15 protein-coding genes are annotated in these 13,189 nt (G+C 68.0%); 2 read left to right on the top strand and 13 right to left on the bottom strand.

Features of this window, described 5'->3' with window-relative positions; genetic code table 11:
* Positions 1 to 40 precede the first annotated feature (40 nt).
* Positions 41 to 1,324, top strand: coding sequence for a PPE family protein (locus ACNQS7_RS12285; RefSeq protein WP_418012756.1), 1,284 nt, complete (start codon positions 41 to 43; stop codon positions 1,322 to 1,324).
* A gap of 7 nt (positions 1,325 to 1,331) precedes the next feature.
* On the opposite strand, the gene ACNQS7_RS12280 is transcribed toward ACNQS7_RS12285, so the two are convergent.
* From ACNQS7_RS12280 to ACNQS7_RS12220, 13 genes are all read right to left on the bottom strand, one after another.
* On the bottom strand, positions 1,332 to 1,730 hold the full coding sequence (locus tag ACNQS7_RS12280; protein ID WP_055579880.1) for a response regulator transcription factor: 399 nt from the start codon (positions 1,728 to 1,730) through the stop codon (positions 1,332 to 1,334).
* A gap of 15 nt (positions 1,731 to 1,745) precedes the next feature.
* The gene (locus tag ACNQS7_RS12275; RefSeq protein ID WP_418012755.1) at positions 1,746 to 2,288 is read right to left on the bottom strand and encodes a YceI family protein; all 543 of its coding nucleotides are present in this window, start codon (positions 2,286 to 2,288) and stop codon (positions 1,746 to 1,748) included.
* On the bottom strand, positions 2,285 to 2,680 hold the full coding sequence (locus tag ACNQS7_RS12270; protein WP_418012754.1) for a nuclear transport factor 2 family protein: 396 nt from the start codon (positions 2,678 to 2,680) through the stop codon (positions 2,285 to 2,287). Before ACNQS7_RS12270 ends, ACNQS7_RS12275 begins: the two co-directional genes overlap by 4 nt.
* Positions 2,677 to 3,036: a DUF6285 domain-containing protein gene (locus ACNQS7_RS12265; protein WP_418012753.1), complete on the bottom strand. Its 360-nt coding sequence runs from the start codon at positions 3,034 to 3,036 to the stop codon at positions 2,677 to 2,679. Before ACNQS7_RS12265 ends, ACNQS7_RS12270 begins: the two co-directional genes overlap by 4 nt.
* A complete protein-coding gene (locus ACNQS7_RS12260; RefSeq protein ID WP_418012752.1) occupies positions 3,033 to 3,986 on the bottom strand; it encodes a phosphotransferase family protein in 954 nt (317 codons plus the stop codon). Before ACNQS7_RS12260 ends, ACNQS7_RS12265 begins: the two co-directional genes overlap by 4 nt.
* A 7-nt stretch (positions 3,987 to 3,993) precedes the next feature.
* On the bottom strand, positions 3,994 to 5,232 hold the full coding sequence (locus tag ACNQS7_RS12255; RefSeq protein ID WP_055579885.1) for an acyl-CoA dehydrogenase family protein: 1,239 nt from the start codon (positions 5,230 to 5,232) through the stop codon (positions 3,994 to 3,996).
* A 19-nt stretch (positions 5,233 to 5,251) separates the two neighbouring features.
* On the bottom strand, positions 5,252 to 5,863 hold the full coding sequence (locus ACNQS7_RS12250) for a TetR/AcrR family transcriptional regulator (RefSeq protein WP_418012751.1): 612 nt from the start codon (positions 5,861 to 5,863) through the stop codon (positions 5,252 to 5,254).
* Entirely contained in the window at positions 5,863 to 6,759 is an 897-nt protein-coding gene (locus tag ACNQS7_RS12245) for a hydroxymethylglutaryl-CoA lyase (protein WP_418012750.1), read from the bottom strand. Before ACNQS7_RS12245 ends, ACNQS7_RS12250 begins: the two co-directional genes overlap by 1 nt.
* A complete protein-coding gene (locus ACNQS7_RS12240) occupies positions 6,756 to 7,955 on the bottom strand; it encodes a CaiB/BaiF CoA transferase family protein (RefSeq protein ID WP_418012749.1) in 1,200 nt (399 codons plus the stop codon). The genes ACNQS7_RS12245 and ACNQS7_RS12240 overlap by 4 nt, the downstream gene beginning before the upstream one ends.
* Complete coding sequence (locus ACNQS7_RS12235) at positions 7,952 to 9,136, bottom strand: alpha/beta fold hydrolase (RefSeq protein ID WP_418012748.1); 1,185 nt, start codon at positions 9,134 to 9,136, stop codon at positions 7,952 to 7,954. Before ACNQS7_RS12235 ends, ACNQS7_RS12240 begins: the two co-directional genes overlap by 4 nt.
* Positions 9,133 to 10,227 (bottom strand): homogentisate 1,2-dioxygenase, encoded by a 1,095-nt coding sequence (locus tag ACNQS7_RS12230; RefSeq protein WP_418012747.1) that lies wholly within the window; start codon positions 10,225 to 10,227, stop codon positions 9,133 to 9,135. Before ACNQS7_RS12230 ends, ACNQS7_RS12235 begins: the two co-directional genes overlap by 4 nt.
* A 91-nt stretch (positions 10,228 to 10,318) precedes the next feature.
* Positions 10,319 to 11,287: an NADPH:quinone oxidoreductase family protein gene (locus ACNQS7_RS12225; protein WP_418012746.1), complete on the bottom strand. Its 969-nt coding sequence runs from the start codon at positions 11,285 to 11,287 to the stop codon at positions 10,319 to 10,321.
* Positions 11,288 to 11,308: 21 nt separating this feature from the next.
* Complete coding sequence (locus ACNQS7_RS12220) at positions 11,309 to 12,307, bottom strand: acryloyl-CoA reductase (RefSeq protein WP_418012745.1); 999 nt, start codon at positions 12,305 to 12,307, stop codon at positions 11,309 to 11,311.
* A gap of 23 nt (positions 12,308 to 12,330) precedes the next feature.
* Between ACNQS7_RS12220 and ACNQS7_RS12215 the strand changes: the two genes are divergently transcribed.
* A complete protein-coding gene (locus tag ACNQS7_RS12215; RefSeq protein ID WP_418012744.1) occupies positions 12,331 to 13,185 on the top strand; it encodes an oxidoreductase in 855 nt (284 codons plus the stop codon).
* Positions 13,186 to 13,189 lie beyond the last annotated feature (4 nt).

The raw sequence follows: 13,189 nt of genomic DNA, 5'->3' as shown, positions 1-13,189 counted from the left end.
GCGCGAGTATGCCGATGGCCGATCTGGGAGGACGGGGTCTGTGAGTTTCTTTACACTGCCGCCGGAAATCAACTCGTTGCGAATGTTCCTCGGTGCTGGAAGCGCACCGATGTTGCAGGCCGCGGCGGCGTGGGACGGACTGGCGGCTGAGTTGGGTACCGCAGCCCAATCGTTCGGTTCGGTGATCTCCAACTTGGCCGGACAAGCGTGGCAGGGTGCCGCGTCGGCAGCCATGGCGGCCGCGGCCGCCCCCTATGCGGGCTGGCTGGCTGCGGCCGCCGCGCAGTCTCAGGGTGCCGCCGGGCAGGCGCTGGCGGTGGTCAGTGCGTTCGAGGCTGCCCAGGCAGCCACCATTCACCCGGGTGCGGTGGACGCCAACCGGAACGCCTTCGTGAATCTGATCATGACCAATCTGTTCGGACAGAACGCGCCCGCGATCGCCCTTGCCGAGAGCATCTATGAAGAGATGTGGGCTCAGGACGTCAGCGCGATGGCCAGCTACTACTCCGGGGCGGCAGCCGCTGCCGCCCAGGTCGTGCCGTGGCAGTCGGTGCTGCAGAGTTTCCCGGCCCTGGCGGGCGGTATTGCCAGCGGCCTGAGCGGCGCCGCCGGCGGCGGCGGTGGTGGCGGCACCGCCGGTGCCGCGGGTGCGGGTGGCGGTGCGAGCGGCGGCGGAGGCGCCCCGCCTGGAACCACCGGTACTGAGGGCACGGCAGCCGCCGGCGGCGGCGGAGGCGGCGGAGTCGGCAGCGCAGACGGCGGACTGGCACCGGCGAGCTATACCGGCGGCGACGCGGGTGCTTACACCGGCGGCCCCGCCGCTGGAACCGACGTCGGCAGCGCGGCGGCGACCACCGCCAATCCCGGTGTGGCCAGTTCTGGTGTCGGCAGCTTCGGCATGATGCCGATGCCCATGCCCATGGGGGCAATGACCCGCAGCGCCGGTCTGCTCGGCGACGGACCCTCGATGCCGGTGCCCGCCAAGGCCGAGGAGAAGGAAGAAGAGGCCGCCGCTGTCGAGGAAGCCACCGCGGAAGCAGAAGTCACGGCCGAGGCGCCGGAGGCAGAAGTCCCGGCCATGAGCGTGCTGCCCACCGCGGTCCCCGACGCCGCGGCGGCGGCGGCTCCCGGCGAAGCGAAGCCGGCCGCGCAGCCGGCAGCGGGAGCATCCAGGATTCCGGCATCGGGATTCCGCGCGTCGGACGCAGTCACAGAGGAAGCCGAGGAATCGGTCGCCACGCTACGTCCGAAGATTGCCCCGGGCGAGTTTCGCCCCCGGGCCGAGGAAGAGGAAGAAGCGCGGGTCCAGATCCCCGGCGCTTGACGCGTCGCTAGTGCGCGGGGGCGCGCAGCAGGCTCAGCGCCGTGCGTCCCAGCACGATGGGGTCGAGCGGATGCGGCACCGCCGCCTCGGCGCGTGACCAGCTGGCCAGCCAGGCATCGTCCGGACGTCCGGTCAGCACCAGAATCGGGGGGCACGACGACAGCTCATCCTTGAGCTGCTTGGCGATACCCATGCCGCCGGTCGGCGCAGCCTCTCCGTCGAGGATGGCCAGGTCGATGCCGCCCTCGTCCATCGTGCGGATCACCATCGGGCCGGTGGCGACCTCGACGTAGCTCAGTTCGGGCAGGTCCGGGTGCAGCCGTTTACCCAGGGCCTGCTTCACCTGTTCGCGGGTGTGGACGTTGTCGCTGTAGACGAGGATGCGCAGCGGGCTGGAGTCGGGCACGGTGCAGATGTTAATTCACGCGGTCTGAGCCGGGTGCACGAAGACGGCTTCGGCGGACACCGTAACCGCGTTGGACATCACGCCGAGTTTGTTCCAGTCCAGGTCGAACCGGGATCGGTCAATCTGCGTCCGGCCCGAAACTCGTACCGACCCGTCGTCGAGTTCGGTGATCGTCACCGGGAGGGACACCGGTTCGGTAATGCCCTTGATGGTGAAGTGGGTGTGCAGTTCGGCGGACTTTCCGGTAGCCGGGTGCAGGGCGTTGACGACGACGGTGATCTGGCCGAAGCGTTCGACGTCGAAGAAGTCGGCCGAGCGCAGGTGCTTGTCGCGGCGTGCGATCCCGGTGTCCAGGGAGGCGACCTGGATGTCGATCCGGCCCGACACCTCGCTTTCGCCGGTGAGGCGGCCTTCGCCGCTGAACTCGGTGAAGGCGCCTTTGACGGGCATCAGGCCCCACATGTTGCGGATCTTGAAGGTGACCGCGGAGCGGTCGGGCACCAGAGCCCACGTCCCGGCGGATTCCGGGTCGGTGAGCAGAGTTTCCAGTGTGGTCATCGTGAGTCCCTGACTAGTAGGGGCGCGAGGTCTGCGGGGTCGAAGTACTCGTCTACGTGGTTGATAAGACCTTCTTTGTCCACCTTGATCACGATGCAAACCCGCATCGCGATCGATTGGCCGCCGTGGCCGGTGGCGTGCAACACGTGCTGCTGGACGAATCCGTTCTCGAATACCTGGCGGTCCAGGATTTCGTAGCCGCGCGTGGCGGTGGTCGAGAGGAACCAGTCGATGACGCGCAGTGCCCGCGGCTTGTCATCACAGGTGGTCGGGTCGCGGCGGCCGTCGGTGCGCCAGACGGCGATGTCGTCGCCCCACATCGAGGCGACGGTCTCCCGGTCGCCCTTCTCGATGGCGCTGAACAACCGGTCGGCAACCTCGGTGATCGTCATGAAGCGGGCTCCTTGTCATATCCGGCGGCGTCGTATCCGGGATGGGCGGCCGCCAGTCGATGTCGTACCAGCGTTCGCAGGCACGCGGCGACGTCGTCGCCACGGTCGTCGAGTTCGCCGGCGCGGATCGCTGCGGCCAGGGCGGGTTCGTCGGCGAAGCCGAGGCCGGTCAGGGCGGCGCGAACGTCGGTCTCGCCGGGGTTTTGCAGTTCGCGCTCGACCATGCGCAAGGCGTTCGCGGCCACTCGGGCGTGGAAATTTACCTGGCCGGTGGTGGCGTCGCGCACGTCGTTCTCCAGGAACTCAGCGACGGCGGCGACCAGTTCGGCCGCGGTGGGCCGGCCGTGTAGGTTCACGAATCCTCCAACAGCTCAAGCAGATCCCACTCGTTCTCACACACCCGGCGACCGATCGTCGCCAGCTCCACCGAACGGGTCTGCCCGCTCAGGTGGCGTTCGGCCTGATAACGGCAGATGACACCCCAGCGCAACGTGGCCAGCACCAGCCACCAGTGGAAGGCACTCCGGTCGACCGTCGTTGCACCGGCCTCCTCGTAGCAGCGCAGGAAGCTTTCGATGCTGCCCAGCCCGCCCGCCGCCCGGCTGGCAGGCGCGCCGAACCGCCATGCGCGCACGCAGAACCAGGCCAGGTCCTCGTAACGCTCGCCGACGTGCACCAGCTCCCAGTCCAGCACGGCGGCCAGGTCGGAGCCGTCGACAATCAGGTTGCCCATCCGGAAATCGCCGTGCACCAGCACGGTGGGCGACGGAGCGGGCCGGTGCGCGCTCAGCCAGCGGATCGTCCATTCGAAAGTCGCTGTGGTGTCGCCCATGTCGTCGAGCTGCTGGCGGGAATGCTCGACGGGGTCTTCGTGGGCGAGGTCGGGATCGCCGGCGTCGGCGCGATGAATCGCGGCCAGAGCGTGCGCGCACTGCCGCAGCAGCCGCTGCGGGTCGTCCAGCTGGCGGAAGATGCGCCGGACGATGGTCTCGCCCTTGATCTCCTCGCATATCAGAAATGGGTTGCCAAGCGCCGCAACGGAATTATCGGCAGTCAACACGTGCGGCACCGGTGCCCCGGCGGCCGCCGCGGCGGCCTGCACCCGGGCTTCCAGTTCCATGCCGGCGTGGATGTCGTCGGGTGGCCCGGTACGCAGAATGAGCGGTCTTCGATTGCTGCCGGTGACGGCGTCGAACGCCCAGGTGGTGCGGCTGGCGCCGCCGGTGAGCACCCGCAGGTTGTCGATCGCCACGCCGTCGCCCAATACCGGCTCGAGCAGCCCGGTCAAGCTTTCGGACAGTGTCATTTCTAGGTCACTTCTTGCCGAACTTGAACAGCCGCTGGGCAACCCGGCGGATCTGAATCTCCTCCGCACCCTCGGTGATCCGGTAGCGCCGGTGATGGCGGTAGATGTGTTCGAGTTGCTCGTGCCGGCTGTAACCGATGCCGCCGAGCACCTGCATGGCGCGGTCGGCCGCATCGCACACCAGCCGGTTGGCCCGGTAGTTGGCCATTGACACCTTGTCGGAGACCTCCATGTGGTGGTTGCGATCCAATTGGGTGGCGGCGTAATACACCAGCAGTCGCACCATCTGCGCCTCGGTCTGCAGTTCCACCAGCGGCCACTGCACCGCCTGGTTCACCGCCAGCGGCTTGCCGAAGACGTGACGTTCGCCGGCGTAGGCCACGGCGCGGTCGATGCAGTACTGGGCGGCGCCGAGGCTGCTGGCGGCCTGACGAATCCTGTTCTCGTGCAGGAAGGTCTGTCCCACTTCCAGTCCGCGGTCCACCTCGCCCAGGATCGCATTGTCGGGCACCCGGACGTCCTTGAGCTCAACCTCGGCATGGTCGGTGGGCATATTGAACGTCCACCAGTAGTACGGGATGGTGAAGCCGGGCGAGTCGCACGGCACCAGAAAGGCCGTGATGCCGCGCGCTTGGCCGGGTTCGCCTGAGGTGCGGGCGAACACCAGGTCGTGGGTGGCGCGATGGACGCCGGTGTTGAATCGCTTGGCGCCGTTGATCACCCAGTCGTCGCCGTCGCGGACGGCGGTGGTTTCCAGCCAGGTGGCATCCGAGCCGTGCTTGGGTTCGGTCAGCCCGAACGCCATCGACCGCTCCCCGGTGATCAGCGCCTCGGTCCATTCCTTCTTCTGCGCGTCGGTGCCGAACCGGTCCATCATGATCACCTGCGGGAAGTTGCCCACGATCGACGATTCGTCCTGCAGGTCGTTGTGCAGGCCAAGTCCCTTGTGTGCCAGATGCTCCCGGATGACCGCCATGTCGATGTTGGTGCCGTCGCGTCCGCCGAACTGCGACGGCAGCCCGTACCGCAGCCAGCCGGCCCGGTCGGCGCGCCTGCGCATCTCGCCGAGCAGGTCTTCCCATTCCCGGCGGGGGATGCCGCCGTTGTCCCAGTCGGTGCGGGCATTCTCGCGCCGATGGTCGAAGTACTGGATGTTCTCGCGTTCCAGCGGCTTGATCTCGGTTTCGATGAACTCGTCCATCTCCGCGAGCAGACCCGGAAGGTGTTCGGGCAGGCTGAAATCCACGTTGATCTCCTTTGTCTTGTCAAGCGCCGTACAGAGTCTTCTTCCAGATCCGCGACAGCAAGGCTATGGCGTCCTCGTCGGTGATCGTGACGCCCAGGTCGGGCTTGCCGACGAACACGGTGGTGAAGTTCTCGAAGAGCAGTGCGATGGCCGCCGCCGTGTGCTCCGGGTTGAGCTCGCTGCCGTGGCCCTGTTCCTGCGCGCGACGCACCGAGGCGGCCACGATGTCCATTCCGAATCGGCGGAATTCGTTCTGGACGTCGGCGAACCGTTGTTGGGTGGCGGCCAGCTGAGCCACCGCGATCATGATGCCGATGTTCTGCTTGAACATGGCCCAGTAGCCGGTGACCACGGAGGTGAAGAAGGCGTCGTCGTCCGGTGATCCGGGCAGCTGAACCCGCAAGCCGGACGGCTCGACGACGTCGTGCAGGAACGACTCCGCCAGGGCGGCCAGCAGATCTTCCTTGTCGGTGAAGTAGCGGTAGAACACCGCCGACGACTTGCCGGCGGCAGAGGTGATGTCGGCCAGGGTGGTCCCGTGAAAGCCCCGCTCGGCGAACAGCTTCCGCGCTGCGAGCTCGATGGCCTGGCGCGTCTGCTGGCCCTTGGCGCTGAGCACTTCTGCCGGCATCAGGTCCGCATCCGGTCTCCCGCGCGCAGCAGGGCGCTCGGCAGGTCATGTCCGACGGCCGCCTTGGCAACCTGCGCGGCGGCGATCGCGGCCGGCAGGCCCACGTCGACGTCGAATCCGCTGTCGGTCAGCAGGTACACCAGGTCCTCGGTCGCGATGTTGCCGGTCGCACCCGGCGCGAACGGGCAACCGCCCAGTCCACCCACCGAGGCGTCCAACCGGGTGACACCGGCCGCCACAGCGGCGTACGCGCTGGCCAGGCCGGCGCCGCGGGTGTTGTGGAAGTGTCCGCCCAGCGGTAGTTCCCCGATCACCGGATGTAGTTGCCGCACAAGCGAAGTCACCCGCCCCGGCGTGACCGTGCCGATGGTGTCGGCGATGCAGAAGCGGTCGGCACCCCGCTCGCGCGCCGCGGCGGCGATCTCCAGCACGCGGTGCAGGGGAGTGGGCCCGTCGAACGGGCAGTCCCACGCGGTGGCGACGATCACCTCGACGGCCGCATGGGCGTCGTGCGCGATGGCGACGATCTCGCTGATCTGCTCGGTGGCTTCGGCGCTGGACCGCCCGACATTGGCTTGGCTGAAGGCATCTGACGCGGCGACCACGTACTCGATGGATCGCAGCCCGGCGGCGATCGCACGCCGGGCTCCGTTCGGACTGGCCACCAGCGCGGAGAACTCGATGTCGGGGTAATTGTGCAGTTCGGCGGCGAGCTCGGCGGCATCGGCCATCGACGGTACCTTCGACGGCGACACGAAGGCGGTGGCCTCGACCTCGCGCACCCCGGTGGCGGCCACCGCGGCCAACAGTTCCAGCTTGGCCGACAACGGGATTGGCTTCTCGATCTGCAACCCGTCGCGCAGCGCCACCTCGCGGATGTCGACGTGGGTGCTCATATGACCTCCTCGGCCACCAACGACGCGACTTCGTCGGCCGTCTTGCCCAGCAGCCCGGTATAGACGTCGTCGTTGTGCTGCCCCGGGCGGGCGGGACCGGCATTGCGCACGCTGCCCGGCGATTCCGAGAGCACCGGCACGACGCCCGGACCGAGGACGTCGCGGCCCAGGCGTTCGTCGTGGTGCGGCACCAGCATGTCGCGGGCCCGTAACTGCGGGTCGTTCACCACCTCGGCGACCGTGTTGATCGGGCCGGCGATCACGCCTGCGGCGGAGAGTGTTTCGATGATCTCGGCGGGTGCGCGCTGGGCGGCCCAGGCGCCGATGATCTCGTCCAGCTCGTCCTGATTGCGTCCGCGGGCGCCGTGGGTGGCGAACCGGTCGTCGGTGACCAACTCCGGACGGTCCATCGCCTTGCACAACCGGGCGAACACGGTGTCCTGGTTCGCGGCGATCACCACCCACGAGCCGTCGGCGCTCTGATAGATGTTCGACGGCGCGATGCCCTCCAGCCGGGTACCCGACGGACCCCGCACCACACCGCCGACGTCGTAGTCCGGGATGGTGGATTCTTGTACCGCCAAACAGGATTCGGTCAGCGCGACGTCCACCACCTGGCCGTGCCCGGTGACACTGCGGCGGTGGAGCGCGGCCAGTGCGCCCTGGGCGCCGAACATGCCGGCCAGGGTGTCGCCCAGCGACAGCGCGAGCCGGGGTGGCGGGCCGCCGGGGAAGCCGTTGAGGTGTCGCAGGCCGCTGGCCGCCTCGGCGACCGACGCGTAGCCGGCCTTGCGGGCGTCGGGTCCGGTCTGGCCGTAGCCGGAGACGCGGACCACGATGATGCCGGGATTGCGTTCGCTGAGCACGTCGTAACCCAGGTTCCACTTCTCCAAGGTGCCGGGCCGGAAGTTCTCCACCACGATGTCGGACTTCTCGACGAGATCCAGGAACAGCTCGCGCCCCCGCGGCTTGCGCAGGTCGAGGGTGATGGCCCGCTTATTGCGGGCGTGCACGGTCCAGAAGACGCGATGGCCGTCCACTTCGGCCTGCCCCCAGGTCCGCAACGGGTCCGGCGCGCCCGGCGGTTCCACCTTGATGACGTCGGCGCCCATGTCTCCGAGCAGTCGCCCGACGAACGGGCCCGCGATCAGGGTGCCGAGTTCGAGCACCCGGATACCGTCGAGAGCACCGGTCACTGCGAGCCCACGAAATCGTGCCGGGTCAGCCAGTCGGTGACGATGTCCACCGCCTGGCGCAGCTTGTCCCGCTGGTCGGGTCCCGCGTAATAGTGTGTGGCGCCGGGGATTTCGTGCATCTCCTTGTCCGGGTGCCCGATCGCCTCGTAGAGCCGACGGGTGTGGCTGGGTGTGCATGCGTCGTCGCCCAGGTTACCGATCACCAGGGCAGGGATCGCGAGGTCCTTCCCGCACGCTACGCCGTCGCCCCGGGCCTCGTCATAGCTCCACTGCGACAGCCACCCGCGCAGCGTCGAGAACCGCGCCAGGCCGACCGGGCTCATGTTCACCACCTGGGGGTCGCCCAGGTAACAGGTGCCCGGCGTGCGCTCGTTCGGGTCGACGGTGGGATCCAGCCAGCGCGGGTCGGCCATGGTGCCGTGCACGACGAAGCAGAACTCGGCAACGTCGCTGCCAGGGAGGCCGCCGCGTTGCAGTTCGGCCAGCTTCTCGCGGACCCACGCGGTGATCCGGCGGTTGCGGTCGATCTGCGCCTGCCGGTAACGGGCCAGGAACTCCTCGCTGTAGGGCGGCTGATTGGGGTTGTCCGGGTTGTAGAGATCCAGCTCGGGGTCGCGCTTAGTCGGGTCGGCTTCGTCGAGTATCGACGCGTCCAGCCACTCGGTCAGGGTGCCGTGCCGGCTGATGTGCGCGGCCAGCAGCATGACGCCGTCGGCGGCCGGCAGTTCGAGCTGGGTCAGGTCGGGTCCGTCACCGGAGGGGCTGGCGGTGATGGTCGCATGCTGGGCCTGCTGCTGGTAGAACACCGACAGCGACCCGCCCCCGCTCCAGCCGGCGAGCACCACTTTGCGGTAGCCCAACCGGTTCTTGGCGTCCTTGATGCATTCGCCGAGATCCTCGACCACCTTCTCCATCAGCAGTGCGGAGTCGGTGCCGCGGAAACGGCTGTTGCAGTAGATGACATGATGCCCGGCGCGGGCCAGCGCGTTGATCATCGGCAGGTACGCGCCGCCACCGATCGGATGCATGAACACCAGCACGGTGTCCGACGGCCGGTCTTTCGGCTTCAGTAGATAGCTTTCCAGCACCGTGATTTCGGCCAGCCCGCCGTAGACGTCGCGGACGCCGGAATTGTTCTGGAAGGCAACGAGATACGGGATGCGCTCGTAGTCGTGTTTCATGAGTGCTGCCCCAGGTCGTGCGCCAGCACCTCGGCCGACGGGATCAGCCGGCGACGGGTGTCGATCGCGATCACCTGCCAGTCGACGCTGGAGTACTCGTCGAATTTGCGCCGGGCGCGTTCGCGTGCCTTCTCCGGTGCTCCGTGGTGAACCCCTTGCGGCGCGTGAGATATCAGGCCTGGTGGCATCGGGATACCGTAGAGCGAGCCGCCGTGAAAGAACGCGATTTCGTCGTAGTCGACGTTGCGGTGATACCAGGGCGTGCGTTCGGTGCCTGGGACGGTTTCGGCCGGTTTGGGCAGGAAGTTCATCACGTAGACGCCGGTCGCCTGCATGAACAGATGGACGGTCGGCGGCAGGTGCATGCTGTCGGAGGTGATGACGTTGTAGTCGGCGATGTTGAACGTGAACGCGAAGTTGTCGCCGCGCCAGCCTTCGACATCAATCGGATTGTGTTGGTAGTAAAGGGTCGTCGGGCCACCCTCATGGATCAGCCGGACTTCGTACTCGTTCCGGCCGTCGTCGTCGATCGGCGCCGGTTCCGGAATGACCGCCTGCGACGGATCGAAGGGGAAGTGCCGTCCCAACGGGCCGGGCGGCGGCACCCGGAACTCGTCGGTGGCCTCGATCATCAACATCGTGGTCTCGCTGTCCGGAATCTGGCGCCAGGTGGTCGCTTTCGGCAGGTACACCCAGTCCCCGGTGCGGTAGCGCAACGGCCCGAACTCGGTCTCCAGCAGGCCGGCGCCGTTGTGCACGAAGCACAGCAGGTCGCCGTCCACGTGGCGGGTGTAGAACGGCATCTCCTCGTGGCGCCGGCTCAGCAGCACCCGGCAGTCGGCGTTACTGAACATCAACAGCGGTCCGCCGTTGGCGTCGGTGGCGTCACTGGGTTTGAGCTGCTCGGCCAGGACGTCGACGGGGCGCAGTGGGCCGACGGCGCGGTAGGCGGTGGGGTCGTGGCGGCGGTAGATGTTGGCGGTGCGCCCGGTGAAGCCGCCGCGGCCCAGTTCGTCGTCTTTGAGGCCGTCGAGGTCGGCGTGAACACGGCGCGGTGTCCTGCCTTTACGCAAGTGGACAAACGATTCCATGAAGCGGCCTCCAGATAGCGTGCAGAAAGTAAAAGTGACATTACTTTCTGTTTTGCCCGTAGGCAAGAGGCGGGCGCCCGTGGGGCCGGATTTAGCGGACCCGCAGTACGACCTTGCCCTTGGCGGTGCGGTTTTCCAGCGACGCCACCGCTGCCGCCGCTTCTTCGAGCGGGAAGACCTCCGGCTGCGGGGCGCTCAGCTTGCCCGAGGTGAACAGCTCTTCCAGGGCCGCCCACTGCTCTTCGAGCGAGCCGGGGTGGCGGCCGGCCCAGGCGCCCCACCCCACGCCGACGACGTCAATGTTGTTGAGCAGCAACCTGTTTACCTTGACTGTCGGGATCTCGCCGCCGGTGAAACCGATCACCAGCAGCCGGCCGGCCGGAGCCAGTGAGCGCAGCGAATCGGTGAACCGGTCACCGCCGACGGGATCCACCACGATGTCGACACCGCGGCCACCGGTCAACTCCTTGACCGCGTCCTTGAATCCGTCGGCGAGCACCACGTCGGTCGCCCCGGCGGCCGTGGCGATCTGACCCTTCTCCTCGGAGCTGACCACGGCGATCACCCGCGATGCGCCGAGCGCCGGGGCCAGTCGCAGCGCCGACGTCCCGATTCCGCCGGCCGCCCCGTGCACCAGCACCGTCTCGCCGGGTTGCAAACGACCGCGGACCGCCAGCGAGAAGTACACGGTCAGGTCGTTGAACAGCACGCCCGCGCCGGCTTCGAAGCTGAGGTTGTCGGGCAGCTTGAACAGCCGGTCGGGCGCGAGCACCGCGACCTCGGCCATACCGCCGGTCAGCATTGTCAACCCGAGCACCCGGTCGCCGGCCTGGACGTGAGCGCCCTCCGGCGCCGAGCGCACCACCCCGGCGATCTCGGCGCCGAGGGTGAACGGCGGGTCCGGCCGGTACTGATACAGCCCCCGGGTGAGCAGTGCATCGGGGAAGGCCACCCCGGCGGCGTGCACATCGACCACCACACCGTCCCCGGTGGGTTCGTCGATTTCCGTCACCTCGATCGCTTCCGGACCATCCAGCCGAGTCACCCGTGCTGCGCGCATGCCGATCACCCTACTTCCGGCTCAGAAGCCACCCGCGACCCGTACGACGGCCCGGCCCGTGAAGGCCCCGGCACGCACCTGGTCGAGCACGCCGACCACATCTTTGACGTCAACGTCGGTGGTGACCGCGTTCAGGTGACGCGGCCGCAGCGAATCGCCCAACCGCGCCCACAGGTCGCGGCGCGGACCGATCGGCAGTTGCACCGAGTCGATGCCGAGCAGGGCGATGCCGCGCAGGATGAACGGCATCACCGTGGTGTGCAATGCCACGCCGCCGGTGAGTCCGCTGGCGGCGACCGCGCCGCGGTAGTCCACAGCGCTGAGCACGTCGGCCAGCGTCGCCCCGCCGACGCAATCCACCCCGGCTGCCCAGCGCGCCTTGGCCAGGGGCCGCGGCTTGGCGTCCGGATCGGCCGGCAACCGGCCGATAACCTCCGCAGCGCCAAGCCGTTTCAGTAGTTCCTCGGCCGGTGGCTTGCCGGTGGACGCCACCACCTGAAAGCCGGCAGCGGCCAGCAGGTCCACGCTCACGGTGCCGACGCCACCGGACGCACCGGTGACCACGACAGGCCCGTCTCCGGGCGTGATGCCCCAGTCGGTGAGGGCCTGCACGCTCATCGCCGCCGTGAAACCCGCGGTCCCGATCGCGGCACCGTCGCGCGGACTCAACGCTCCGAGCGCAACCACCTGGTCGGCGGGCAGTCGCGCGTACTCGGCGTATCCGCCGTGATGGCCGGTGCCGATCTGATAGCCGTGCGCCACCACCGCATCACCTACCGCGAAGTCCGGTGACTGGGAATCGACCACCTCGCCGGTGAGGTCGATGCCGGGCACCAACGGATAACTGCGCACCACGCCACCGCCCGGCGTCAACGCCAGCGCATCCTTGAAGTTGACGCTGGAATACAGAACGCGGATCGTCACTTCGCCGGGCGGCAGGTCGGTTTCGGATAGCGTCTGGACTGTCGTGGAAATCTGGTCGCCCTCTTGATGCGCCACCAGCGCGGGGAATTTCTGCATAGGACTCGACGCTAGCCTCAGTTATGGATTCCTTTCCACTTGGTCGTTTTTCGGTTGCCCGGGTCGGCTTCGGAGCGATGCAGCTTCCCGGGCCAGGAGTGTTCGGTCCGCCTCGCGACCGTGACGCGGCAGTAGCCGTGTTGCGGCGGGCAGTCGAACTCGGCGTCGACCACATCGACACCGCCCAGTTCTACGGGCCGGACGTCGCCAACGAGCTGATCAGGGAGGCGCTGCACCCGTACCCGGATAACCTGGCGCTGGTGAGCAAGGTCGGCGGACGCCGTGACGAGGCGGGCGCCTGGCTGCCGCTGGCCGATCCCGCCGCCCTGCGTGCCGACCTCGAAGCGAACCTTCGGACGCTGGGTGTCGACCAGCTGGCGGTGGTGAATCTGCGGTTGATGGACAGCGATGAGCCGGATGACCTGTTCGACGAACAGCTCTCGGTGATGATCACGGCCCGCGACGAAGGACTGATCGGCGGTATCGGGCTGAGCGAGATCACGCACCGGCATCTGCTGCACGCCCTGGAGCGCACCGAAATCGCCTGTGTGCAGAACGCTTTCAACCTCGTCGACCGGTCGTCGGCTGCGGTGCTGCAGGAGTGCACGGCACGCGGCATCGCGTTCGTGCCGTTCTTCCCCCTCGGTTCGGCCTTTTCGCCGTCGAATCCGGTGCTGGGTCACGAGCTGGTGCGCAGCGCCGCCGAGCGGCTGGGTCACACCCCGGCGCAGGTCGCGCTGGCCTGGACCCTCGGTGTGGCGCCCAATGTGCTGCTGATCCCGGGCACGTCGTCGGTCGGTCATCTGGAAGAGAACGTGGCCGTCAGGGACATCGAGCTCGACGACGAGCTGCGCGCGGAACTCGACGCGGTCGCCTAGCCTG

The organism is Mycobacterium sp. 23 (assembly GCF_048287075.1).
Classification (GTDB): Bacteria; Actinomycetota; Actinomycetes; order Mycobacteriales; family Mycobacteriaceae; genus Mycobacterium; species Mycobacterium gordonae_B.
Note: the sequence above shows the minus strand (reverse complement) of the source record. Positions and strands in the feature narration are given on the sequence as shown.